This is a genomic window from Streptomyces sp. NPDC045998, assembly GCF_056430285.1.
The window spans coordinates 266,067-289,297 of record NZ_JBWKLJ010000005.1 but is presented as its reverse complement, the minus strand read 5'-3'; the positions used below and the strand labels follow the sequence as shown (position 1 = coordinate 289,297).

At 73.3% G+C, this 23,231-nt stretch carries 21 protein-coding genes, 1 tRNA gene and 1 pseudogene; 8 read left to right on the top strand and 15 right to left on the bottom strand.

What is annotated here, in order from left to right; genetic code table 11:
- Positions 1-65: 65 nt before the first annotated feature.
- Positions 66-638, bottom strand: coding sequence for a TetR/AcrR family transcriptional regulator (locus AC07FJ_RS17785; RefSeq protein ID WP_479049916.1), 573 nt, complete (start codon positions 636-638; stop codon positions 66-68).
- Positions 639-809: 171 nt separating this feature from the next.
- Here AC07FJ_RS17785 and AC07FJ_RS17780 point away from each other — a divergent pair, with 171 nt between their 5' ends.
- Positions 810-4,073 (top strand): S41 family peptidase, encoded by a 3,264-nt coding sequence (locus tag AC07FJ_RS17780; RefSeq protein ID WP_479049914.1) that lies wholly within the window; start codon positions 810-812, stop codon positions 4,071-4,073.
- Positions 4,074-4,609: 536 nt separating this feature from the next.
- On the opposite strand, the gene AC07FJ_RS17775 is transcribed toward AC07FJ_RS17780, so the two are convergent.
- The 4 genes from AC07FJ_RS17775 to AC07FJ_RS17760 all read right to left on the bottom strand — a co-directional run bounded on the left by AC07FJ_RS17775 (position 4,610) and on the right by AC07FJ_RS17760 (position 8,167).
- The gene (locus AC07FJ_RS17775; RefSeq protein WP_468297874.1) at positions 4,610-4,804 is read right to left on the bottom strand and encodes a hypothetical protein; all 195 of its coding nucleotides are present in this window, start codon (positions 4,802-4,804) and stop codon (positions 4,610-4,612) included.
- A gap of 98 nt (positions 4,805-4,902) precedes the next feature.
- Positions 4,903-5,799, bottom strand: a complete 897-nt coding sequence (locus AC07FJ_RS17770; protein ID WP_479049912.1) for an SDR family oxidoreductase — start codon at positions 5,797-5,799, stop codon at positions 4,903-4,905.
- A complete protein-coding gene (locus AC07FJ_RS17765) occupies positions 5,796-6,665 on the bottom strand; it encodes an alpha/beta fold hydrolase (RefSeq protein ID WP_479049910.1) in 870 nt (289 codons plus the stop codon). The genes AC07FJ_RS17770 and AC07FJ_RS17765 overlap by 4 nt, the downstream gene beginning before the upstream one ends.
- The gene (locus tag AC07FJ_RS17760) at positions 6,662-8,167 is read right to left on the bottom strand and encodes a flavin-containing monooxygenase (protein WP_479049908.1); all 1,506 of its coding nucleotides are present in this window, start codon (positions 8,165-8,167) and stop codon (positions 6,662-6,664) included. Before AC07FJ_RS17760 ends, AC07FJ_RS17765 begins: the two co-directional genes overlap by 4 nt.
- 333 nt (positions 8,168-8,500) lie before the next feature.
- Here AC07FJ_RS17760 and AC07FJ_RS17755 point away from each other — a divergent pair.
- Positions 8,501-9,148, top strand: a pseudogene (locus AC07FJ_RS17755) (MerR family transcriptional regulator); the annotation flags it as partial.
- Between the two features lie 31 nt (positions 9,149-9,179).
- Here AC07FJ_RS17755 and AC07FJ_RS17750 read toward each other — a convergent pair.
- On the bottom strand, positions 9,180-10,214 hold the full coding sequence (locus AC07FJ_RS17750) for a DUF6528 family protein (RefSeq protein WP_479049906.1): 1,035 nt from the start codon (positions 10,212-10,214) through the stop codon (positions 9,180-9,182).
- Between the two features lie 138 nt (positions 10,215-10,352).
- Entirely contained in the window at positions 10,353-11,171 is an 819-nt protein-coding gene (locus AC07FJ_RS17745; RefSeq protein ID WP_479049904.1) for an exodeoxyribonuclease III, read from the bottom strand.
- A 51-nt stretch (positions 11,172-11,222) separates the two neighbouring features.
- On the opposite strand from AC07FJ_RS17745, the gene AC07FJ_RS17740 reads away from it, so the two are divergent.
- Complete coding sequence (locus tag AC07FJ_RS17740; protein ID WP_479049902.1) at positions 11,223-11,708, top strand: GNAT family N-acetyltransferase; 486 nt, start codon at positions 11,223-11,225, stop codon at positions 11,706-11,708.
- Between the two features lie 197 nt (positions 11,709-11,905).
- Positions 11,906-12,889 carry a trypsin-like serine peptidase gene (locus tag AC07FJ_RS17735; RefSeq protein ID WP_468297855.1) on the top strand — a complete coding sequence of 328 codons (984 nt, stop codon included), beginning with the start codon at positions 11,906-11,908 and terminating at the stop codon, positions 12,887-12,889.
- 115 nt (positions 12,890-13,004) lie between these two features.
- Here AC07FJ_RS17735 and AC07FJ_RS17730 read toward each other — a convergent pair whose 3' ends face one another.
- The gene (locus tag AC07FJ_RS17730; protein WP_479049900.1) at positions 13,005-13,577 is read right to left on the bottom strand and encodes a TetR/AcrR family transcriptional regulator; all 573 of its coding nucleotides are present in this window, start codon (positions 13,575-13,577) and stop codon (positions 13,005-13,007) included.
- A 61-nt stretch (positions 13,578-13,638) separates the two neighbouring features.
- Between AC07FJ_RS17730 and AC07FJ_RS17725 the strand changes: the two genes are divergently transcribed.
- Positions 13,639-14,829 carry an FAD-dependent monooxygenase gene (locus AC07FJ_RS17725; RefSeq protein ID WP_479049898.1) on the top strand — a complete coding sequence of 397 codons (1,191 nt, stop codon included), beginning with the start codon at positions 13,639-13,641 and terminating at the stop codon, positions 14,827-14,829.
- Between the two features lie 99 nt (positions 14,830-14,928).
- The gene (locus AC07FJ_RS17720; protein ID WP_479049896.1) at positions 14,929-16,581 is read left to right on the top strand and encodes an amidohydrolase; all 1,653 of its coding nucleotides are present in this window, start codon (positions 14,929-14,931) and stop codon (positions 16,579-16,581) included.
- Here AC07FJ_RS17720 and AC07FJ_RS17715 read toward each other — a convergent pair.
- Complete coding sequence (locus AC07FJ_RS17715) at positions 16,566-17,060, bottom strand: FBP domain-containing protein (protein WP_479049894.1); 495 nt, start codon at positions 17,058-17,060, stop codon at positions 16,566-16,568. The genes AC07FJ_RS17720 and AC07FJ_RS17715 overlap by 16 nt on opposite strands.
- 146 nt (positions 17,061-17,206) lie before the next feature.
- Here AC07FJ_RS17715 and AC07FJ_RS17710 point away from each other — a divergent pair, with 146 nt between their 5' ends.
- Both AC07FJ_RS17710 and AC07FJ_RS17705 read left to right on the top strand, forming a co-directional pair.
- Entirely contained in the window at positions 17,207-17,509 is a 303-nt protein-coding gene (locus AC07FJ_RS17710; protein WP_479049892.1) for a hypothetical protein, read from the top strand.
- 449 nt (positions 17,510-17,958) lie between these two features.
- Positions 17,959-18,453, top strand: a complete 495-nt coding sequence (locus tag AC07FJ_RS17705; protein ID WP_479049890.1) for a hypothetical protein — start codon at positions 17,959-17,961, stop codon at positions 18,451-18,453.
- 289 nt (positions 18,454-18,742) lie between these two features.
- Here the strand turns inward: AC07FJ_RS17705 and AC07FJ_RS17700 are convergent.
- The 6 genes from AC07FJ_RS17700 to glp form a co-directional block, all read right to left on the bottom strand.
- Positions 18,743-18,816: transfer RNA gene (locus AC07FJ_RS17700), tRNA-Ala, on the bottom strand.
- A gap of 81 nt (positions 18,817-18,897) precedes the next feature.
- On the bottom strand, positions 18,898-19,959 hold the full coding sequence (gene sepX / locus AC07FJ_RS17695) for a divisome protein SepX/GlpR (RefSeq protein ID WP_479049888.1): 1,062 nt from the start codon (positions 19,957-19,959) through the stop codon (positions 18,898-18,900).
- A 145-nt stretch (positions 19,960-20,104) separates the two neighbouring features.
- Positions 20,105-20,707, bottom strand: a complete 603-nt coding sequence (locus tag AC07FJ_RS17690) for a GNAT family N-acetyltransferase (protein WP_361418456.1) — start codon at positions 20,705-20,707, stop codon at positions 20,105-20,107.
- 14 nt (positions 20,708-20,721) lie between these two features.
- Entirely contained in the window at positions 20,722-21,291 is a 570-nt protein-coding gene (locus tag AC07FJ_RS17685; protein ID WP_479049886.1) for a MogA/MoaB family molybdenum cofactor biosynthesis protein, read from the bottom strand.
- The gene (moaC, locus tag AC07FJ_RS17680; RefSeq protein WP_479049884.1) at positions 21,288-21,791 is read right to left on the bottom strand and encodes a cyclic pyranopterin monophosphate synthase MoaC; all 504 of its coding nucleotides are present in this window, start codon (positions 21,789-21,791) and stop codon (positions 21,288-21,290) included. The genes AC07FJ_RS17685 and moaC overlap by 4 nt, the downstream gene beginning before the upstream one ends.
- A 127-nt stretch (positions 21,792-21,918) precedes the next feature.
- Entirely contained in the window at positions 21,919-23,229 is a 1,311-nt protein-coding gene (gene glp, locus AC07FJ_RS17675) for a molybdotransferase-like divisome protein Glp (RefSeq protein ID WP_361418071.1), read from the bottom strand.
- Positions 23,230-23,231: the final 2 nt, after the last annotated feature.

The window sequence follows — 23,231 nt, the reverse complement described above, 5'->3', positions numbered from 1 at the left end:
GGACAGGGTCGTGGGGAGACGGCCCGACAGCGTGAGCGGTACGTGTCAGGTAGGTGGGGGGACGATCAGAGGCCGAGGGCGGGGAGCACCACGGCGTCGACGTACGCGGTCAGGAACGCCTGGTCCACCGGCCGGTCCTCGACCAGGGGCCGGGCGACGAAGGCGCCGATCAGCATGTGGGGGACGAGCTTCAGCGCGGGGTTGTCCACGGCGACCTCGCCGCGCTCGACGGCGCGCCGCAGGACTCCGTCGAGGCCGGTCATCTCGGGTTCGATGAGCAGCTCGCGCAGTGCCCGCAGCAGTTCGGGGTTGTCGTGGACGGCGTGGGCGAGGCCCCGCATGAGCGCGGAGTCCTGCTCCAGCCGGCAGTCGTCGGAGCGCGACAGGATCTCGTGGAAGTCGCCCCGCAGCGAGCCGGTGTCGATCTCGTCGAGGCGGACCGGCTTGTTGTTCCGCAGGGCATGGGCGACCAGCTGCGGCTTGCTCCCCCACTGGCGGTAGAGGGTGGCCTTGCTGGAGTGGGTGCGGGCGGCGACGGCGTCCATGGTGAGGGCGTCATAGCCGACCTCGCGGAGCAGATCGAGGACGGCGTCGTACAGCTCGGACTCGCGCTCCGGGGTGAGCCTGGTACGGGCCATGTGCGCCGGCCTCCTTCGCGAACGTCGATACGAAACGGTTTCGTACACCTCGACGGTACACCGGCCGGACTGCGAAACGAAACGGTTTCGTACAGAGGTGTCCGGCGTCACGATCAAAACGCGTGCGTCAGCCGAGTTGCCAGGGCCCGGCCGCGCCGAAAGCATGGCTGTGTGAGCAGCGACGGCGCGTACCTCCGGTATCCCCACCTCCACCAGGACCTGCTGTGCTTCGCGGCCGAGGACGACGTGTGGGTCGCCCCGCTCGCGGCCGAGGGCGAGGCGCCCGGCCGCGCCTGGCGGCTGACCGTCGACCGCACCAGAGTCGGACACCCGCGCTTCTCGCCCGACGGGCGGCACATCGCGTACACGAGCTGGCGCAGCCTCGACCCCGAGATCCACCTGGCGCCGGTCGAGGGCGGGCCCGCCCGGCGGCTCAGCTACTGGGGGTCGCTCGACACCCGGGTGTGCGGCTGGACCCCCGAGGGCGACATCCTGGCGGTGGCCTCGCACGGGCAGCCGTTCTCGCACTTCTCGTGGGCGTACAAGGTCTCCACGGACGGCTCGCCCGGCAAGCGCCTGCCCTGGGGCCCGGTGTCCGACATCGCGGTCGCCGACGTCGACGGGCGGCACCTGACGCTGCTCCTGACCGGCAAGCCGCCGCACGAGCCGGCCGCCTGGAAGCGGTACCGGGGCGGGGCGACCGGACGGCTCTGGCTGCACGGCGAGCGGCTGCTGCCGGACCTCGGCGGCCACCTGGACTGCGCGATGTTCGTGGACGGCCGCATCGCGTTCCTCTCCGACCACGAGGGCGTCGGCAACCTGTACTCCTGCCTGCCCGACGGCACCGACCTCCGGCGCCACACCGACCACGACGAGTTCTACGCCCGGCACGCCTCCTCGGACGGGCGGCGGGTGGTCTACCAGTGCGCCGGGGACCTGTGGATCGTCGACCCCCTGACCCCCGACTCGCAGCCGCGGAAGCTCGCCGTCCGGCTCGGCGGTCCGCGCACCGGGCGCCGCCGCTACCAGGTGCCCGCCGCGAGCCACGTGGACGGGGTGGCGGTGGACGAGACCGGGCGGGCGAGCGCCGTGTCCGTACGGGGCAGCCTGTACTGGCTGACGCACCGCGACGGGCCCGCCCGCACGATCGTGGACACCCCGGGCGTACGCGTACGGCTGCCGGAGATGCTCGGCAGCAGCGGTCGGATCGCGTACGTCACGGACGCGGAGGGCGAGGAGGCCATCGAGATCGCCTACCTGCCCCGGGCGAGCGGCGCCCGCGAACGGCGGCGGCTGGCGGCGGGCGAGCTCGGGCACGTACGGGAGATGACCGCCGACGCGGACGGGGAGCGGCTGGCGATCGCGTCCCACGACGGGCGGCTGCTGCTGCTCGACGTGTCGGAACCGGAAGCCGACGCCGAAGAGCCCGCGGGCGAGCTCACCGAGCTGACCCGCTCCCTCAACGGTCCGGTCCGCGACCTCGCCTTCTCGCCGGACGGCGCGTGGCTGACCTGGTCGCACCCGGGGATCGGCCGGTCCCTCCGGCAGATCAAGATCGCCCGCATCAAGGACCGCACGATCGTCGACGTCACCAACGGCCGCTTCGAGGACGAGAGTCCCGTCTTCACCCGCGACGGCCGCTACCTCGCCTTCCTCTCCTGGCGGGGCTTCGACCCGGTGTACGACGTCCACACCGGCGACCTGTCCTTCCCGCTCGGCTGCCGCCCCTACCTCGTACCCCTGGCCTCCACCACGCCCTCCCCCTTCGCGCTGTCGCCCGAGGGGCGGCCGGCGGCCGGCGGGCTGGACCTCTCCGAGGAGCAGGAGGGCGACGGGACGGTGGTGGTCGAGTTCGAGGGCCTGGCGAACCGGGTGACGCCGTTCCCGGTCGCCGCGTCCAAGTACTCCTCGCTGGCGCCGGTCAGCGGCGGCGGCCTGGTGTGGCTGCGCTGGCCCATCTCGGGCGCGCTGGGCGAGACGTTCGTGAACCCGGCGGACACCTCCGGGCGGCCCACCCTCGAACACTTCAACCTCACCAAGGCCCGCAAGACCGAACTCGTCGGGAACCTCGACTGGTTCGCCCTCAGCGGCGACGGCTCACGGCTCGTCGTGGTCGACGAGGGCGAGCTGCGCGCGGTCCCGGCGACCGAGGTCGGCGACAGCGACACCACCGTGTACGTCGACGCGCGGCGCATCCAGCACGAGGTGGACCCGGGCGCGGAGTGGCGGCAGGCGTACGCGGAGGCGGGGCGGATCATCCGCGCGTACTTCTGGGACCCCGGAATGAGCGGCATCGACTGGGACGGCGTCCTCGACCAGTACCGGCCCCTCGTCGAACGCGTCGCCACCCCCGACGAGTTCGCCGACCTCCTGCGCGAGGTGCTCGGCGAACTCGGCACCTCCCACGCGTACGTCACCGCCGCCCGCCGCAACGAGGGCCCGCCGCACTACCAGCGGGCGCAGGGCCTCCTGGGCGCCAACTTCGTGTGCCGCGACGGCCGGTGGACCGTCCAGCGCATCCTCCCCGGCGAGTCGTCCGACTCCAAGGCCCGCTCGCCGCTCGCCGGTACGGGCATCCGGGAGGGCGCGGTCCTCACCCACGTGGACGGCCGGCCCGTCGACCCGGTCGCCGGGCCCTACCCGCTCCTCTCGGCGGCCGGCGGCACCACCGTCGAGCTGACCTTCCAGCCCGCCGAGGGCCGCTCCCGGCGCGTCGCCGTGGTCCCGCTCATCGACGAGCGGCCGCTGCGGTACCAGGACTGGGTCGCCAAGCGCCGCGAGGTGGTCCGCGAACTGAGCGGCGGCAAGTGCGGGTACCTCCACATCCCGGACATGGGCGGCTCGGGCTGGGCCCAGTTCAACCGCGACCTGCGCCTCGAAGTGGCGCGGCCCGCCCTCATCGTGGACGTCCGCGGCAACGCCGGCGGCCACATCAGCGAGCTCGTCGTCGAGTCCCTCACCCGCAAGATCCTCGGCTGGGACCTGACCCGCGGCGCCCAGCCCGTCTCGTACGCCTCCAACGCCCCGCGCGGCCCGATCGTCGCCCTCGCCGACGAAGCCACCGCCTCGGACGGCGACATGATCACGGCCGCCTTCAAGCTGCTGAAGCTCGGGCCCGTGGTCGGTCAGCGCACCTGGGGCGGTGTCGTCGGCATGACGGGGCGCCACCGGCTGGGCGACGGCACGGTGATCACGGTGCCGATGAACGCGGCGTGGTTCGACGAGTACGGGTGGTCCGTGGAGAACCACGGCGTCGCGCCGGACATCGAGATCCTGCGCACCCCGCTGGACTGGGCGGAGGGCCGCCACCGCCAGCTCTCCGACGCGGTCGAGGTGGCCCTCGACCTCCTCGACTCCCACCCCGCGTCCCGCCCCCCGGACTACTCCCAGGCCCCCTCCCTGAAGCGCCCCCCACTGCCACCGCGGCCCGCTTGAGCGGGGGCCTTTCCCCTTCCCCGCCCCTTCCAGGGGGCCCGGCCCCGGACCCCCGGGAGGGGAAGGTAGTACGGGGGGGCTTGCGCCCCCAGCCCCCCGCTGCGCGGCAGCTTCGCGCGCCCAGAACCCACGGGGTTTGGCAGGGGGTAGCGCCAAGCCTGCGGCGGGCTCTCGCCGCCCACGGAGGGTCAGGCGCACGGACGGTGGATCGGGCCCGACCACGTGAGGGGGACGGGGGTGGAGCGTGGGGGGTGGTCGGACGTAAAACGACTGAACTCGCGCGAAGCGCGGTGAACGAGAGTCCGACCACCCCCCACCGGAACCCCCGGCACCCGCCCGAAGCCCACCGGCGCAAGCCACCGCGCACCGGAAACCCGCCCACCGGGCAGCAAGCATCGCGCAGCGCAAACCCACCCACCGGGCAGCAAGCACCGCACCGCGCAGCGCCCCGCCCGCGCGAGAACGCGCGAAAACGCAAAGGGCGCACCCGCGTCCGGGTGCGCCCCTGCTTCAACCGCGCGTCACGTCACGTCGCTTCAGACGTCGTAGCTCCGGTCCGCCCGCTCCTGCGCCAGGCGCGCGTCCTCGTCGACGTCCTGCCGACGCTCGTCGCGCTGCTGGCGGCCCTTCTGCGTACGCTGCTGCGCCTCGCGTTTCGCGTCCTGCGCACGCTGCTTGGCCTGGTCCTTGAGCTCCTGCGACTTGTCCTTGAACTGGTCCGAGATGCCCATCGAGGTCACTCCTGAAAGTGGTGGTGTGGGGGGTGCGGGGGCCCTTCGGCCCCCGGCCGTGACCAGCCTGGCACGCCCCGACACACCACGCATTTCGATCAAGAAGTAACGGTTCCGTCACGCTCCGTACGCGCCTTTTCGTCGGCCTCTCCCCCCGCCCCGACCAGCCCCGTCCGCACGCTCCCGAGCCGCGGCTCGAAGCGCCGCATCTCCCGCTGCCCGACGGTGGCGATGAGGCCGGGCAGGTAGCCGCGCACGGACTGCATGCCGCGCAGCCACCACTGCGCGTACACGTGGGCCGAGCGCCGCTCGATGCCGGCGACGATCCGGTCGACGGCCGGGCCGAGCGGGTACGTGCGGTTCGACGGCCACGGCAGCCGCTGCCGCAGCTCGCGCATCACGTCGTCCTGGTCGGCGCCCCGGACCATGTCGGTGTCGGTCCAGGACAGGTAGCCGACGCCCACGCGTACGCCCCGGTACCCGACCTCCGCGCGCAGGCTGTGCGCGAAGGCCTCGACGCCGGACTTGGAGGCGCAGTACGCGGTCATCATGGGCGCCGGGGTGATGGCGGCGAGGGAGGCGATCTGCAGGAGGTAGCCGCGGCTTTCCAGCAGCACCGGCAGGAAGGCGCGGGCGGTGACGGCGCTGCCGATGAGGTTGACCTCGATGACGCGCCGCCACGCGTCCGGGTCGGACGTGGTGAAGGGGCCGCCGGCCGCGACGCCCGCGTTGGCGACGACGATGTCCACCTTGCCGAAGCGTTCCTTCACCTCGGCCGCGACCCGGGCCATCGCCTCGTGGTCGGTCACGTCGACGTGCCACCAGTCGCTCTCGGTGTGCAGCCGCCCGGAGACCTGCTTGAGCTGCTCGGGCTCCAGGCCGAGGAGCGCGATCCGCGCGCCGCGGGCGGAGAGTTTGCGGGCCAGCAGCTCGCCGACGCCCCGCGCGCCGCCCGTGATGACGGCGACCTGGCCGTCGAGGCTCACCTTGCTCATGCCGCTTCCTCCTTGTGCGTCAGGTACGTGGTCACCAGGGCGCGGATCCGGGCGGTGACGGCCTCCGGCGCCTCCACGGGCGTCATGTGCCCGACGCCCACGAGTTCGTCGAACCCGACGCAGCGGGGCAGCGCGGCGGCGATCGCCCGCGCGTGCACGGGCGGCGTGAGCCGGTCGGCGGCGCCGACGAGGACGACGGTCGGCGCCGTCAACTCCCGTACGCCCGGCTCGACGTCGAGCTCGGCGAGCACGTGCGACCAGGCGACCCGGACCGCTCGGGGGCAGGCGTGCACGATGCGGGCGCACTCGGCGACGGCGGCGGGCGAGGAACCGGGGCCCATGGTCCCGTACTTGAGGATCGCCTTCGACAGCGGTGTGACGGGCCCGAAGGGCGCCCGTATGCCGAGGACGGCACGGGTGAGACGGGTACGCAGCCGTCCGGCGCGCAGCGGCAGGACGAGCGACTCGGCGACGAGGCGGGAGGCGCCGGTGCTGCACAGCAGGACGGCGGCGGCGCGTTCGCGTACGCCGGGGCGCGCGGCGGCGGCCATGAGGGTCATGCCGCCCATGGAGTGCCCTGCGAGCACGGCCTTCTCGCCGGGTGCGAGGGTGGCGGCGAGGACGGCTTCCAGGTCGTCGGCGAGGGCGTCCGTCGAGTACCCGTCGCGCCCCACGGCCGGCGTACGGCCGTGTCCGCGCTGGTCGTAGACGATGACGCGGTGGTCGGCGGAGAGGTCGCGTATCTGCGCGGCCCAGAACTCCGTGGAGCAGGTCCAGCCGTGCGCCAGCACCACCGCGGGCGCGCCGTCGGCGCCGTACACCTCGACGTGGAGGGAGGAGCCGTCCGCGGACGTCACCCGGATCACGCGACAGCCCCTTCCCGCACGCGGACGACCTCGTACTCGCTCAGGTCGACCGTCCGCGTCGCACGCCGGAACTCGCTGGTGGTGCCGGGCCACAGTGTGGTGTTGCGGCCGTTGGCGTCGAGGTACCAGCTGTCGCAGCCGCCGGACTTCCACACGGTGCGTTCCATGCGGGCCTGGACGCGCCGGTTCCAGGCGGCGACGGCGGAGGGCCGGGCGGCGAGGGCGGCGCGACCGCCCTGGCGGTCGAGCGCGTCCAACTGCTTCATGTAGTCGGCCAGGTAGTTCAGCTGGGACTCGATCATGAGGATCATGGAGGAGTTCCCGAGCCCGGTGTTGGGCCCGATGATGGTCATCCAGTTGGGGAACCCGGCGGCGGTCGCGCCGCGCAGCGCCTCCATGCCGTCCTTCCACGCCTCGGCGAGGGTGATGCCGTCCGCGCCCACGACCCGTTCGGCGATGGGCATGTCCGTCACGTGGAAGCCGGTGGAGAAGACGATCGCGTCGACCTCGGTCTCGGTGCCGTCGGCGGCGACGAGCGTCCGCCCCCGCACCTCGGAGAGCCCGGACGCGACGACGTCCACGTTGGGCCGCGCGAGGGCCGGGTAGTAGTCGCTGGACAGCAGGATCCGCTTGCAGCCGATGCGGTACGAGGGCGTGAGCTTGGCCCGCAGCGCCGGGTCCTTGATGGCCCTGGCCATGTTCGCCTTGGCGATGGACTCGACGAGTCCGAGCTCGGCGGGCCGCTTCGTGAAGGCGCTGACCTGCAACTCCCGGATGCCCCAGAGCAGTCCGCGGCGCGCCTTGCCGGTGAAGGGCAGCTGCCGGTGCAGCCACCGCTCGGCACCGGTGATGGCGCGGTCCATGCGGGGCATGACCCACGCGGGGGTGCGCTGAAAGAGGGTGAGCCGGCCGACCCGGGGCTGGATGGACGGCACGATCTGGATGGCGGAGGCGCCGGTGCCGATGACGGCGACGCGCTTGCCGGCCAGGTCGTAGTCGTGGTCCCAGCGGGCGGAGTGGAAGACCCGGCCGCCGGTCTCCTCGAAGGAGGCGAGCCCGGGGATGTCGGGGATCTTCGGGTCGGACAGCGGCCCGGTCGCGGAGACGACGACGTCGGCGGTGAGCGTGCCCCGCGAGGTCTCGATCTTCCAGCGCAGCGCGTCGTTGTCCCACGTCATCATCTTCACTTCGTGGCGGAAGCGGAGGTGGGGGCGCAGCCGGAAGGTGTCGGTGACGTGCTCCAGGTATGCCCGGATGTGCCGCTGGCCGGAGAAGGTGCGCGGCCAGTCGGGGTTGGGCGCGAAGGAGAAGGAGTACAGGTGGGAGGGCACGTCGCACGCGCACCCCGGGTAGCTGTTGTCGCGCCAGGTGCCGCCCACGGAGTCGGCGCGCTCCAGGACGACGAAGTCGGTGATCCCCTCGCGGCGCAGCCGGACGGCGGCCCCGAGGCCGCCGAATCCCGATCCGATCACCGCCACTCGTACGTGCTCGTGCTGGCCCATGCCGCCTCCGCATCACCGGTCCGCAAGACTTTGCCAGCAATCGCTGGCACGATTCGGAGAGTAGAGCAGCTCCTTACCGAGCGGTAGGGGTCGCGCGGGGAAAAGTTACCGGCGGTACGACATAGGGTTGCGGATGTGGCAGACGACGGGACGACGACCGAGGGGACGGCCGGGGGAACGGCCGGGAGGACGGCCGGGCAGCCGCCGCACGAGCCGCGCGGGGACCGCGAGCACCGCCAGCCGCAAGAGCCGCAGGAGCCGCAGGAGCCGCAGGAGCCGCAGGCACAGCGCGCCACCCACGACCAACGCGACCAGCGCGATGACCACAAACCGCGTGAGTACCGCGTCGAGGAGCTGGCCGCCGCCGCCGGCATCACCGTGCGCACCCTGCGCTTCTACCGCGAGCGCGGTCTGATCCCGCCGCCCCGCCGCGAGGGCCGCATCGCCTGGTACGGCCCCCACCACCTGGCCCGGCTGCGGACCATCGCCGCCCTCCTGGAGCGCGGCCACACCCTGAACGGCATCGCCGACCTCGCCGCCGCGTTCGAGAGCGGCCGCGACGTCGGCGAGGTGCTGGGCCTCGGCGAACCGACCGAGGAGGAGCCCGTCCGGCTCACCCCGGAGCAGCTCGCCGACCACTTCGGCGACCAGGTCACGCCGGACAACTTCGCCGCCGCCCTGGATCTCGGCTACCTCGCCACGGACGGCGAGGAGATCGTCCACGTCAGCCGCCGCCTGCTGGACGTCTCGGCCGCGCTCGTCAAGGAGGGCATCCCGCTCTCCGCCGTGCTGGCCGCCGCCGCCCGCGTCCGTGAACACGCCGACGCGCTCGCCGGGCTCTTCGCCGCCCTGCTGCGCGAGTACGCCGACGGAGAGGCCGACGCGGTACGGCTGCGGCCGCTGGCGAAGAGCGTGGTGGAGGCGGAGGTGTCCATGGCCCTGGACCGCCACCTGCACCGGCTGCGCGACCTCAGGCCGTAAAGACGCGGCCTTGCGCCGCAGGGACGCGACCTCAGGCCGTGAGGACGGGCACGGGCAGCCACCAGCGCGCCTTGTAGATCCCGCCGTTCGCGAGCTCGTACGTCCCGGCCGGCCGGTGCACGGCCACCTTCCGGGTCCACCAGCTCTCCCCCAGCCCGCTCTCCGGCACGGTCGAGACGACCTGACCGGTCACCGGGTCGTTGCCGACCGCCTTGACCCGGGCGCGGCTGATGTCCGCCGCACCCGCGAAGTCCTGCGTGAAGGCGCGGGCGCTCTTCACGTACTGGTAGACGGCCGTGCCGCTGCTCACCCACAGCCGGTCCGGCCGCCCGGCGACCTGCCCGAGGTCGTGCCCGTGCGGCGTCGGCAGCGGCACCTCGAAGGCCTTGATCAACGCCGGCCTGGCCGCCGTACCGCCGACCCTCAGCGCCACGAGCCGCTCGCCGCCCAGCGCCCACAGCACCCGCCGGGCACCGTCCCACTGCAGGCCGTGGGCGTCCTCCAGGGTGTACGACGCGAACGGCACGTCCGCCGGCCCCTGGGAGGCCGCGTAGAGGCGCACGACATCGCCGGTGCTGCCCGCGACGGCCACGTTGCCGTTCGGCAGCAGCTCGATGCTGTGCGGGTTCACGCGCGTCGTGCCGGGCGAGAGGGCGCCGCCCCAGTGACGCCGCCCCGAGGGGTACTCCACGACGGCGGCGAAGCCGTACGAGGCGACGGTGAGGACGTACGTCCTGCCCTGCCAGACGCGCGCCTTGGCCTCGCTGGGGTGCACCCAGCTGAGGCCCGGCTCCAGGTCGGCGTACCGGGGGTCGCCGAGGGGCGAGAACGCCCACCGGACGGCGGAGGCGTCGGTGGCCGGGTCCCAGGCGCGCCGCGCGCCGTCGAGCAGCAGGATCCGCTTGGACGCCTGGTCGGCGAGGAGGACGTCGGGCGTCCCGGCGGGGATCTCGGAAGCGGGAACCGGGACGGAGGCCGACGTCGGTACGGGGGCGGTCAGCGGCAGCGCGAGCGTGACCGCGGTGAGCAGAGCGGACCGGAGCGTTCGTACGGTGGCGATGCGCACGAGAGCTCAGCGTGCCAGAAGCATGCCCAGGAAGTGATGCTCCCCACACCTGCTCTGACAGATCATCACTTCCGGAACCGGAACCGCCGGAACCTACCGGTTTCCTGGTTTCCGATTGCCGGGCTTCCGGGCTTCCGGCTACCGGTTGCCGTACGCCGACTCGTACACCGCCGTCACCGGCGCGTGGTCGCTCCAGCGCTCGCCGTGGGACGCCGCGCGCTCGACCCAGGCCTTGACGGCGCGGGCGGCGAGGCCCGGGGTGGCCACGTGGTAGTCGATGCGCCAGCCGGAGTCGTTGTCGAAGGCGCGGCCGCGGTAGGACCACCAGGAGTACGGGCCGTCCTGGTCGGGATGGAGGGCGCGGACCACGTCGACGTAGCCGCCGTCACCCTCGGCGAGGACGCGCGAGAGCCAGGCGCGCTCCTCGGGGAGGAAGCCGGAGCTCTTCCGGTTGGCCTTCCAGTTCTTGAGGTCGGCCTCCCGGTGGGCGATGTTCCAGTCGCCGCAGATGAGCACCTCGCGCCCCTCGGACGCCGCCCGCTCCCGCAGCTCCTTGAGGTAGGGGAGGAAGGCGTCCATGAAGCGGACCTTCTCGTCCTGCCGCTCCGTGCCGACCTCCCCGGAGGGGAGGTAGAGGCTGGCGACCGTGACGCCCGGCAGGTCGGCCTCCAGGTAGCGGCCGCTGCCGTCGAACTCGGACGAGCCGAAGCCCACGCGTACCGCGTCCGGCTCGCGCCGCGTGTAGAGGGAGACGCCCGCGCGGCCCTTCGCGGCGGCCGGGGCGTGCGCGGCGTACCAGCCCTCCGGCGTGCGGACCGCCTCGGGGAGCTGGGACTCCTCGGCCCGCACCTCCTGGAGGCAGAGCACGTCGGCGGCGGTCCCGGCCAGCCACTCCACGAAGCCCTTCTTCGCGGCGGCACGCAGGCCATTGACATTGGCGGACGTCACAGTGAGCATTCCGGCACGATAACCGAGACCGGACGCCCGCATACATGTACCATCCACCGTATGCTTATCCGCCCGGTCCCCTTCGACCACCCTGACGCCGTCAAACTCAACGACGCCGTCCAGCTCGAGTACGCCGAGCGGTACGGCGACGAGGGCGATCTCACACCGCTCGACCCCTCGATGTTCCGTCCGCCGCGCGGCCTGTACCTGCTCGCGTACGACGAGCGGGACCGCCCGGTCGCGACCGGGGGCTGGCGCACGCAGGACGAGAACGACGAGGGGTACGCCGACGGGGACGCCGAGCTCAAGCGCATGTACGTGATCCCCGAGGCGCGCGGCCTGGGCCTGGCCCGCCGCATCCTCGCCGCCCTGGAGGAGGACGCGCGCGCCGCCGGGCGCACCCGCATGGTGCTGGAGACCGGCGACATGCAGCCGGAGGCGATCGGGCTGTACACGTCGAGCGGTTACGCGCCGTGCGCCAAGTTCGGCTACTACCGCGCGTACCCGAACAGCCGCTGCTTCGCGAAGTCGCTGACGCGCTCCTGACAACGAGGGCCCGCCCGTGGGACCCTGCCTCACGCACGGCACGCACGGCACGCACCGCAGGCACCACACGCGCAGCACGCGCAGCAGGCACCACACGTACCGCAGGCACCACACGCACCGCTGATCCGCACCGCTCTTCGTTCCCCCACCCTGCCCGGCCGCGCGACCGCGCCCGGGCACGGCAGAAGGAGACATGCGTGAGACGCCACCGCACCGCCACGGGCATCCTGCTGACCGTCGGAGCCCTCCTCACCGGCGCCCTGTCCGCCACCGCCGCCACCGCGGCCGCCCCGGCCGGACCGGCGCCCGCCCCGCAGGCCGAGAACGCCCCCTCCGCCCGGACCGTCACCGCCGCCGAGCAGCAGGGCGCCAGGGCCTTCTGGACCGCCGAGCGCATGCGCGCGGCCACCCCGTTGGACCTGGAGCTCACCCCGCGGGCGCTGAAGAAGCTCACGGCGCCGCGGCCGGGCAAGGAGACCACCACCGTCGCGCCCACGGCGTTCCCGCAGCCCGGCGGCGCGTGGACCGGTGGCGGGGCGGTCGTGAAGACGTCCGGGCGGGTGTTCTTCACCTTCCAGGGCCGTACCGCCTCCTGCTCCGGCAACGCCGTGACCAGCCAGAACGCCTCCACCGTCATCACGGCCGGCCACTGCGTGAAGTACCAGGGCAGCTGGCACACCAACTGGGTCTTCGTCCCCGCCTACGACAACGGCCAGGCGCCCTACGGCCAGTGGACCGCCACCAAGACGCTGACCACCCCGCAGTGGGAGGCGAGCGAGGACATCAACCACGACATCGGCGCGGCCGTCGTGGCCCCGCTGAACGGCCAGAAGCTCACCGCCGTCACCGGCGCGCAGGGGATTCAGTTCAACGGCGGCTACAACAAGCCGATGTACGCCTTCGGCTTCCCGGCCGCGTCGCCGTACGACGGTTCCAAGCTGATCCACTGCAGCGGGAACTCCTCCAAGGACTTCCTCTTCTCGCAGGACCACAGCCTGGCCTGCAACATGACCGGCGGCTCCAGCGGCGGTCCCTGGTTCACCGGCTTCAGCGAGTCGACCGGCACGGGACTGCAGGTCTCGGTGAACAGCTTCGGCTACACCTTCCTGCCGAACCGGATGTTCGGCCCGTACTTCGGCGACGTGGCGAAGGCGCTGTACGACAAGGCGCAGGTGTCCTGAGCCCCTGAGGGTCCGGCAGGGGGCCGCCCCGCCGGACCCAGAGCTCGCGGGGTCCGGCACCGCGCCCTGATCCGGCCTGATCCGAAAAGACAGGCCCTACGGCCGAAGACAGGCCCTACGGCCGCAGCGCCGCGTCCACCAGCGCGCGGATCTCGGCGCGCAGCCCACCGGTGCCGGCCTGGCCGGTCAGCCGCTCGAAGACCAGCCCGTCCACGCACGCCAGCAGCGTGACGGTCCGCCCGTCCGGGTCAGCGGCCCCGTGCGCGGCGAGCACCGCCCGTACGGCGTCGCGCGCGGGGTTCTCGCGCGGTAGGAGGACCTCCCGCAGCTCCGGCTGGTGGACGCTCTCCACCGCGCACGCGTACCGGGCGAGCGTCCGCCGCCGGCCCTCGCCGGTCAGGCGCGCCTCACTGAACCGCGCCAGGGCGTCGGCGAGTTCGTCGGGGCCCGCTTCGGGCGGGAGCGGCGCGCGCCCGGCCGCCTCCCTCAGCTCCGTCTGGTCGAGTTCGACCAGTCGTACGGCAAGGGCGGTCAGCAGCGCCTTGCGGGTGCGCAGGTACGCCGACGTCGTACCGGTCGGCAGCCCGGCGGCCGCGTCGACGGCGCGGTGCGTGAGGGCGCGCATGCCGCCGTCCGCGAGGACGGAGAGGGCGGCGTCGGCGAGGACGGTACGGCGATCCCGGGTCATGACCCCTTTCTACACCCGTAGTAGCCTTCTTCTACACCTGTAGAAAGCGCGAGGGGGAACGATGCGGCCTGGACGAGCAGTGGTGATCGGCGGCGGAATCGGCGGGCTGGCGGCGGCCCTCGGACTCGTGCGCACCGGCTGGCGGGTCACCGTCGTCGAGCGCGCCCCGGACGCCCTCGCCGACGCGGGCGCGGGGATCTCCCTCGCCGCCAACGGCATCCACGCCCTGGACGCGCTCGGCGCCGGGCCCGCCGTCCGCGCCGCCGCGCGCCGCCAGCTCACCGGCGCCACCCGCACCCCGGGCGGCCGGACGCTCGCGCGGATGGACGGCCACGCCCTCGAACGCGCCCTGGGCGCACCGATCCTCGGCATCCCGCGCGCCACCCTGCACCGGCTGCTGCGCGCGCCGCTGCCGCCCGGCGCGCTGGTCACCGGCGCGGAGGTGACGGCCGTCGACGACGACCCGGAGGCGCCGCACGCGCGCGTGCGCACGGCCGACGGGCGGACGTACGACGCCGACCTCGTCGTCGCGGCGGACGGCGTCAACAGCCGCGTCCGGGCGCGGCTGCTGCCCGACGCGCCGGGTCCGGCGTACAGCGGCTCCACGGTGCTGCGGGCCATCACGGAGCACCCGGTGGACGTGGGCGGCGCCGACTTCCAGCTGACCTGGGGGCGGGGTGCCGAGTTCGGGCACATCCTCTTCGCCGACGGGCGCGTGGAGTGGCACGCGGTGCTCAACGCCCCGGCGGGCGTGCGCCCGCGCGACCCGCTCGACGCCGTGCGCCGCCGGTTCGCCGGCTGGCACGACCCGATCCCCGCGTTGCTGGCGGCGACCGCGCCGGGCGCGGTGCTGCACCACGACATCAACGAGCTGGTCACGCCCCTGTCCACGTACGCCGTCGGGCGCGTCGCGCTGCTCGGCGACGCCGCGCACGCCATGACGCCGCACCTCGGCCAGGGCGCCTGCCAGGCGCTGGAGGACGCCGTGACCCTGGCCGCCGCGGCCATCGAGGCGCCCGACGTCCGCACGGCCCTGGCCCGGTACGACGCCGAGCGGCGACCGCGCAGCCAGGCGGTCGCGCTGGCGGCCCGCCGCGCGGGCCGGATGGGGCAGCGGCTCGCGCACCCGGCGGCCGTCGCCCTGCGCAACGCGGCGATGCGGCTCACGCCCTCCGGGGTGGCGATTCGGACGATCCTCCGTCATGCGTCCTGGACACCCCCGGAGCTTCGGCCAGAGTTGGCCAACTCGTAGGGGTGCGGGGGTCGAAACGTTCATCCTGCGCATGGACACCGCCGTGTCCCGCCGCAGACTGAACGACGAACGACACCTCCGTGAACCAGGAGTACGCCCATGGCCCCTCACCGCACCGCGGACCTCGTCTTCACCGGTGGCCCCGTCCACACCGTGGACCCCGTGCGCCCCCGGGCGAGCGCGGTGGCCGTCCGCGGCCGGCGCATCGTCGCCGTCGGCGGCTCCGAGGTCCACGGGCTGATCGGCCCGCGCACCGAAGTCGTGGACCTGCGCGGCCGGCTGCTGATACCCGGCTTCCAGGACGCGCACGTCCACCCGGTGGGCGCCGGCGTGGAGAGGGGCCGCTGCGACCTGAGCGGGGCCACGACGGCGGAGGCGTACCGCCGCCGCATCCGGGAGTACGCGGACGCGCACCCGGAGGCGGAGTGGATCACCGGGGGCGGCTGGTCGATGGAGGCGTTCCCCGGCGGCACGCCCGACCGCCGGTTCCTGGACGAGCTGGTCCCCGACCGGCCGGCCTACCTCGTCAACCGCGACCACCACGGCGGGTGGGCCAACTCCCGTGCCCTGGAGCTCGCCGGCATCACCGCCGACACCCCCGACCCTGCCGACGGGCGCATCGAGCGGGACGCCGACGGGCGCCCCACCGGCATGCTGCAGGAGGGCGCGATGACCCTCATCGCCGACCTCGTACCGGCGCCGACGCTGGACGAGCTCACCGCGGGGCTGCTGCGCGCGCAGGAGCTGCTGCACTCGCTGGGCGTCACCGCCTGGCAGGACGCGCTGCTCGGCGACCACGCGGGCATGGCCGACCCGGCACCGGCGTACGCGGCCGCCGCGCGCTCCGGCAAGCTCACCGCCCGGGTCGTCGGGGCGCTGTGGTGGGATCGAGGCCGGGGCCTGGAGCAGCTTCCGGAACTGCTGGCCCGGCGCGAGGAGTTGACGCACGGCAACCTCCGCGCCACCACCGTGAAGATCATGCAGGACGGCATCGCCGAGAACCACACGGCCGCGCTGCTCGGCCCCTACCTGACCTCGTGCGGCTGCGCCTCCGACAACTCCGGCATCTCCTTCATCGACCCGAAGGCGCTCGCCGAGTACGTCACCGCCCTGGACGCCCACGGCTTCCAGACGCACTTCCACGCGCTGGGCGACCGTGCGGTGCGCGAGGCGCTCGACGCCGTGGAGGCCGCCCGCGAGGCGAGCGGCGGCGCCACCGACACCCGGCCGCACCTGGCGCACCTCCAGGTGGTGCACCCCGAGGACGTACCGCGCTTCGCGCGGCTGGGCGCGACCGCCAACATCCAGGCGCTGTGGGCGGCGCACGAGCCGCAGATGGACGAGCTGACGATCCCGTTCCTCGGTCCGGAGCGGGCCGCCCGGCAGTACCCCTTCGGCGACCTGCTGCGCGCCGGGACGCGGCTCGCGGCGGGCAGCGACTGGCCGGTCAGCAGCCCGGACCCGCTCGCCGCGCTGCACGTCGCGGTCAACCGCGTCCTGCCGGAGGACGGCCCGGACGCGCCGGTCTTCCTGCCGGAGCAGCGCATCGGCCTGGACGACGCCCTCACCGCTTACACCGCGGGCAGCGCGTACGTGAACCACCTCGACGACACCGGCGTCATCCGCGCCGGAAACCTCGCCGACCTGGTGGTCCTGGACCGCGACCCGTTCGCCGCGCCGCCGGAGCGAATCGCCGAGACGCGGGTGCTCCAGACGTTCGTCGGCGGGGCACGCGTCTACGCGTACAACTGATCCAGGAAGGCGGCGAGCTTGCCCCGGGTCCGCTCGATCTGCTCCTCCACCGTGAGGCGCTCGTCGAAGCGCGCACCGGACTCGGGGCGCTTCTTGCCGCGCACGTAGAGGGAGCAGTCCAGGTCGGTGCACACGTACAGTCCGACCGAGTTGCCCTCGCGCCCGGCGGCCCCGGCCTTGCGCGCCGTCATCAGCGTGACACCGCTGAGCGGATGGGTGGTCAGACAGATCGAGCACAGACTGCGCCGCAACCCGGCGGCCTGCCGCGAGGCGAGACGCAGCGAGACGCCGACCACCTGCTCGCCGCGCTCGGCGACCAGGTAGGCGCGGTCGGGGGCGGACAGATCACGCCAACCGAGAAAGTCCAGGTCGTCCCACGGCCGCTCGGCGAGATCCCGCGGGAGGGGGAGGCGTGCGGCCTCGCCCTTCGAGCAATTGACGAACGAGGCACGGATGGTGCGCTCAGTGACTGCCTTCATGGTGCAGGACCGTAGCCAGCCTAGGACCATTAGGCAAAGGGTTAATTAGCCTAGGGGCGCCCGCGAGGCGCCCGAGGCGGCCTGGACCCTCGCCCCGGGCGCCCGCAGGCAGCAGGCAGCAGGCAGCGGGCTGGTTTGATCGCCGCATGAGCGATGAGATCGATCCGACCGACGGCAGACCCGAGCGGAAAGGCCCCGTGGTTTGTGGCGGCCTCTCCGTCGCCATCTGGTTCTGCTGCCCCTACTGGATGCTCGTCTGGGCCCTCGCGCTCCCCCTGGGCCTCGTGGGCTTGGTGTGGGGCTGCATCGAACTCCGCACCGCGTCCAGGCTGAACGCCGACCGCTCCCGCGCCGTCACGGCTCTTGCCCTTTCCGCCGTGGGTACGGCGGCGGCCATCGCCTACTTCGTCTTCCTGGCCACGCACCCGGACCTGCCGATTCAGGGATAGGCCAGGGACGGCCGGAACGGAGGCCAGGGCGAACCTTCGGGATCGCCCTGGCGACCGCTTCCGACCGCTGTTGCCCTTGCCCGACGCGCCGCTGGAACGGCACAGCGGTTCCTAGACGGCGATCATGACGCTCGGTGGCGCTTAGGCCCCGCATACCCCAGGCCACCGGCCACCGCAGTGACCACGGCAAGCACGTCCGCGCATAGTCCGAGATGCTCAGGGCTCCCGGGAATTGCGGCAAAGACGATCACAACGACAACGATGACGACCCAGACGGGCGGGCCGGCCCACAACCCTGCAAGGGCACCCTTGGCTGCCGAGAAGGTACTTTGGAGGTAGTTCATCGGTCTCCCTAGGACACGAGTGGACACGGGCGGCTCCTGGGCCAACAGGGGCCGCCCTTCGTTCAACCAGCATGGTTCACCCGCCATTTGACAGTTGTCAGCGTCGTGCTGACAGGCATGCGTCAGGATGCTGGTATGACGCCGCCGCAGCATGACCGGTTGAAGAATCTGCTCCTGGCCCTCTCCGACGCCGCGCTTGATCTAGCGGCTGACGGGGTGGCGCTGGCGGACCCGCGAGAGGGTGCCGCTCTTGCCCTGACGATCGGCCCAAGCCTCCAAAGCAAGGCCGCTCATGTCGAGGTGCTGGCGTGTGCAGTTCTGCGGCATGCAGGTGTGTCGTGGGATGTCATGGCGGGGAGGTATGACGTCACGCGTCAGTCCCTGCACCGGAGACTGTCTGCTCGTGCCGACGAGGCCGCGGAGAATGCCCAGAAGCACGGACACCTTCGTGAGGCGTTTGTTCAGCATGGTCTCGGTCGCCTTAAAGGTTCAGCCGACCGCCTGGTGCGTCGCTTCGAAACGGAACTGGAAGTAGCTCCGGCCATCTGGGAAGCACGCCGGAAGACCCCGGGATGGTGGTGGGGCGAGGGTGATGCCTGAGGTCGGCGCGGGTTTGGCCACACCCGGGTCGGAGCGGGGCCTAAACAGGAGCGCGCAGGCCCGGGCTGAACGGGCCGGCTGATCCTGGTGCTGGGCTTCCGGCGCGGCGAAGTGCTCGGCCGCACGTGAGAGCGTGCGCCTGGACGCCGCGACGAGGAAGGTCTGCACCCACGTGCCATCCGAAGCGGCCCGCAAGGCGCTGCGGAAGCGCGGTAAGCACCTGGGCCGACACGATGTAGGGCAAGACAAAGCCCCCGCCCGGTTTCCCCGGCGGGGGCTTTGATGTGCGTGGACCTGAGGGGATTTGAACCCCTGACCCCCTCGATGCGAACGAGGTGCGCTACCAGTCTGCGCCACAGGCCCTTGCGACGTGTGAAACATTAGCATCCCGATCGGGCTGCTTGGAAATCCGCTCCCCGCCGGCGGCGCCGAAGGAGACCCGCGTCACTCGTTGGCCGCGCGCGGGCGGTCCTCGTCCGCGTACTGGTCGAAGAGCGGCGTGCGGCCGTGGTCGCGCGTGCGGCGCGGTGGGGGCGGCGTCGCGCTCGGGTTCGGGTTCTGGCGGGTGGGCGGGGGCGGGGTCGGCTCGGCCACGGAGGAGCGGGCGGCGCTCCAGGTCTCCGGGTCCGTGACGTCGACGCCGCCCGTGGCCCGGGGGGCCACCGGGGCGGTGACGTAGGTGGGGAGCGGGACGGGGACCGGGTCCCAGCTGTCGCCGCGCGCCGGGCCCCGGTCGCGCTGCTGGTCCACCCACTCCGCGTGGTCCGTCTGCTCCACCAGCGCGCGGCGGCCCGCCTCCTGCGGGGAGACCGCGGGCGCCGGCTCCGGCTGCGGGCCGGCCGACTGCGGATCGGCGGGCTCCTGCTCCGGGGCGGGCCGGGGGCGGCGGCGGCTTTCGCGCAGGCGCTGCGCGGCGGCCTCGGCGCGGCGCCGGTCCATGACGTACACGAAGCGCCGCCGCTCCTGGGCGCGCAGGTGCACGATGTACGCGCTCAGCAGGACCGCCGGGACGCCCGGGGCCCACAGGAACGCGAGGCCGCCGACGGCCGCGACGATCGCGCCGAAGGTGAACGCCAGGAACAGGACCACCGTGGTGCGGCGGCGGCGGGCCAGGACCCGGGAGCGGCGGGCGCGTTCGGCGGCGGCGCCGGCCGCGCGCGGACGGCCCGCCGGGCGGGGCCTGGCGGGCGGGGCGTCGGGGACCTCCAGGCGCGCCTCCGTCAGAGCCGGGGGCGCGGCGAAGGCCCGGACGTCGACGGAGCTCAGATGCTCCGTCTCGGCGTCCGGGTCGGCCTCGGGCCCCACCTGTCCGGCGGTGCGCCGGTCCAGCTCCTTGGCGTACCGGCGCTCCATCCCCGCCCGTCCGGACAGGAGCCGGATGGCGGTGCTGAAGCGTTCCGTCGGACGGGCCTCGTTCAGCTCGTCCTGCCGTCGGAGCCACATCGGCACCAAGTAGGCGGCCCAGGCCCCGACGATGACTGCGTAAATGAGGCCGCTGCTGCTCACATCCCACACCGTAGAGGGGTTCGCAGCAGGCCATCGGCCAATTGGGCCGGTGTGTCGCACGATCTGGCTGATATCACTGAATTTTTTTGTGATTGATCGGACCGGATCTGGTCGCCTCACGCTTTAATTCGAACAAATATTTTATTTAACGCGGTGTTCCCGGTCGGACCCGGTGCCAGCGGCGCAGCAGCCCCTCCGGGACCTCCTCGGCCGTGAGGGCGAAGACGAGGTGGTCGCGCCAGTCACCGTCGATGTGGAGGTAGCGAGGGCGCAGCCCCTCCTCGCGGAATCCCAATTTCTCGACGACCCGGCGGCTGGGCGTGTTCTCGGGGCGAATACAGACTTCGATCCGGTGCAGTCCCACCGAGCGGAAGCAGTGGTCCACGGCGAGCGCCACGGCGGTCGGCATGACGCCGCGCCCGGCGACCTCGCGGTCCACCCAGTACCCCACGTGCCCCGAGCACATCGAGCCCCAGGTGATGCCGGCGACCGTCAACTGGCCCACCAGCCGCCCTTCGTACTCGATCACGAAGGGCAGCATCCGGCCCGCGTTCGCCTCCGCGCGCAGATGGCGGACCATCTGGCGGTACGTGGGGCGCTCCACCAGCGGGCCGCCGGGGGCGGGCGGCGGGATGGTCGCCTCCCAGGGGCGCAGCCAGTCGCGGTTGCGCCGGTTGACCTCACGCCAGGCCCGCTGGTCGCGCAGCTTTATCGGGCGCAGGGCGACCCGTCCGTCCACCAGGGTCACGGGCCAGGCGGGGTTCATGACGGTCTGGGGTGGTCGCCGCCGCGCAGCTGGTCGACCGCGTGGACCAGGATCCGGCCGAGGACGGCCAGGCCGTCGCGCACGCCGCCGGTGGAGCCCGGCAGGTTCACGATCAGGGTGCCGGCGGCGACCCCGGCGAGCCCCCGGGAGAGGGCGGCCGTCGGGACCTTGTCGCGGCCGTACGCGCGGATCGCCTCCGGGATGCCGGGGATCTCGTGGTCGAGGACCCGGCGGGTGACGTCGGGGGTGCGGTCGGTGGGCGAGATGCCGGTGCCGCCGGTGGTGACGATGGCGTCGTACCCGGCGGTGACCCCCTCGCGCAGGGCCGCCTCCACGGGGTCGCCGTCGGGGACGACCACCGGGCCGTCGACGGCGAAGCCCAGCGCGGTGAGGCCCTCGACGATGAGGGGGCCGCCCTTGTCCTCGTACACCCCGGCGGACGCCCGGTTGGAGGCGGTGACGACGAGGGCGCGGTACGCCCGGTCCCCGCCCTCCGGCTCGGGCTGAGGCCGGTGGGCCTCTGGTGCGTCGTGCGCGCCGTGGACGTGGCCGGCCCGCGGGGTCACTGGGCCGCTCCGTCCGCCTCGCCGGCGCGCCGGTAGTCGCCGGACTTGCCGCCCGTCTTCTCCTCCACCCGTACGTCGGTGATGACGGCCGCCTTGTCGACGGCCTTCACCATGTCGATCACGGTCAGCGCGGCCACCGACACGGCGGTCAGCGCCTCCATCTCGACGCCCGTGCGGTCGGTGCTCTTCACGGTCGCCGCGATCTCCACCGCGTCGTCCGCGACCGTCAGGTCGACCTTGACGCCGGAGACGGCCAGGGGGTGGCAGAGCGGGATCAGGTCGGGCGTGCGCTTGGCGCCCATGATGCCCGCGATCCGGGCGGTGGCCAGTGCGTCGCCCTTGGGGACGCCCTCGCCGCGCAGCAGCTCGATCACGCGGGGGGAGACCAGGACCCGGCCGGTGGCACGGGCGGTGCGGGCGGTCACGTCCTTCCCGGAGACGTCGACCATGCGGGCCGCTCCGGCCTCGTCGATGTGCGTCAGGCTGCCTTGCGTACTCACTGCTGAACTCCGCCTCGCGTGTTCCGGCGCCGATTGCCCCGCCACGGCCATTGTCGCGCCGGCGGGGGCCGGGGGTGGTCCCCCGGGAAGGCACAGCGGCAGACACCGTACCGCCACACCCGTCCCGTCAGCCGATGAGGACCACTTCCAGCTCGGCGCCCGGCTCCACGGTGGTGGTGTCCTCCGGGACGACGAGCAGCGCGTCCGCGTGCGCGAGGGCGCCGATCAGGTGCGAGCCGGCGCCGCCCACGGGGGTGACGGTGCCCGCTTCGGCGTCGTACCGGCCGCGGAGGAACTGGCGCTTGCCGGACGGCGACGACAGGGGCTTGTCGGCGGCGAGGGCGGCCCGCACACGCGGGCGCTGGACGTCCGGGCGGTCCTTGAGCCCCATGAGGGCCCGGATGGCGGGGCGGACGAACAGCTCGAAGGAGACGTACGAGGAGACCGGGTTCCCCGGCAGGGCGAGCAGCGGGGTGTGCTCGGGGCCGATGGAGCCGAAGCCCTGGGGCTTGCCCGGCTGCATGGCGAGCTTGCGGAAGTCGATGCCGCTGCCCGGCTCGTCCTGGTCGCCGACCGAGGACAGGGCCTCCTTGACGACGTCGTACGCGCCGACGCTGACGCCGCCGGTGGTGACGAGCATGTCGGCACGGATCAGCTGGTCCTCGATGGTGGCGCGGAGGGTGTCGGCGTCGTCGGTGACGGCGCCGACCCGGTAGGCGATGGCTCCGGCGTCGCGCGCGGCGGCGGCCAGCGCGAAGCTGTTGGAGTCGTAGATCCGGCCGGGGCCGAGCTCCTCGCCCGGCTGGACCAGCTCGCTGCCGGTGGAGAGGACGACCACGCGCGGGCGGGGACGCACCCGCACGGTGCCGCGGCCGATGGCGGCGAGCAGGCCGATCTGCGGCGGCCCGAGGACCGTGCCCTCCTCCAGGGCGAGGTCACCCGCCTGGACGTCGCTGCCCCGCGCGCGCACGTGGGCGCGGGCCTCGACCGGGCGGTGGACACGGACCTCGCCGCTCGCGCCCTCGGGGGCGGCGCTCGCGGCGCGCATGGTGGTGGCGGGCGCGCCGCCGGTGCCGCCGTCGGTCCACTCGACCGGGACGACGGCCTCGGCGCCGGGCGGCAGCGGCGCGCCGGTCATGATGCGGGCGGCCTGGCCGGGGCCGACGGTGGGCAGTCCTCCGCTGCCCGCCGCGACGTCACCGATGACGGTGAGGACGGCCGGGAACTCCTCGCTGGCGCCGGTGACGTCCGCGACCCGTACTGCGTAGCCGTCCATGGAGCTGTTGTCGAAGGGCGGCAGGGCGACGGGCACCATGACGTCCTCGACCAGGACACAGCCCTGGGCGTCGGGCAGCGGCAGCTCGATGGGGTCGAGCGGGCGGATGGCGCCGAGGATGTCCTCCAGGTGGTCGTCCACCGACCAGGTCGTGCTGCTCAATC

Excerpts from the sequence above, each read along its gene's own strand:
- AC07FJ_RS17725 (WP_479049898.1), top strand. The coding sequence starts at position 13,639 with ATGCGGCCTGGACGAGCAGTGGTGATCGGCGGCGGAATCGGCGGGCTG.
- AC07FJ_RS17785 (WP_479049916.1), bottom strand. The coding sequence starts at position 638 with ATGGCCCGTACCAGGCTCACCCCGGAGCGCGAGTCCGAGCTGTACGAC.
- AC07FJ_RS17775 (WP_468297874.1), bottom strand. The coding sequence starts at position 4,804 with ATGGGCATCTCGGACCAGTTCAAGGACAAGTCGCAGGAGCTCAAGGAC.
- AC07FJ_RS17745 (WP_479049904.1), bottom strand. The coding sequence starts at position 11,171 with ATGCTCACTGTGACGTCCGCCAATGTCAATGGCCTGCGTGCCGCCGCG.
- AC07FJ_RS17715 (WP_479049894.1), bottom strand. The coding sequence starts at position 17,060 with ATGAAGGCAGTCACTGAGCGCACCATCCGTGCCTCGTTCGTCAATTGC.
- AC07FJ_RS17770 (WP_479049912.1), bottom strand. The coding sequence starts at position 5,799 with ATGAGCAAGGTGAGCCTCGACGGCCAGGTCGCCGTCATCACGGGCGGC.
- AC07FJ_RS17730 (WP_479049900.1), bottom strand. The coding sequence starts at position 13,577 with ATGACCCGGGATCGCCGTACCGTCCTCGCCGACGCCGCCCTCTCCGTC.
- AC07FJ_RS17710 (WP_479049892.1), top strand. The coding sequence starts at position 17,207 with ATGAGCGATGAGATCGATCCGACCGACGGCAGACCCGAGCGGAAAGGC.
- AC07FJ_RS17720 (WP_479049896.1), top strand. The coding sequence starts at position 14,929 with ATGGCCCCTCACCGCACCGCGGACCTCGTCTTCACCGGTGGCCCCGTC.
- AC07FJ_RS17760 (WP_479049908.1), bottom strand. The coding sequence starts at position 8,167 with ATGGGCCAGCACGAGCACGTACGAGTGGCGGTGATCGGATCGGGATTC.
- AC07FJ_RS17740 (WP_479049902.1), top strand. The coding sequence starts at position 11,223 with ATGCTTATCCGCCCGGTCCCCTTCGACCACCCTGACGCCGTCAAACTC.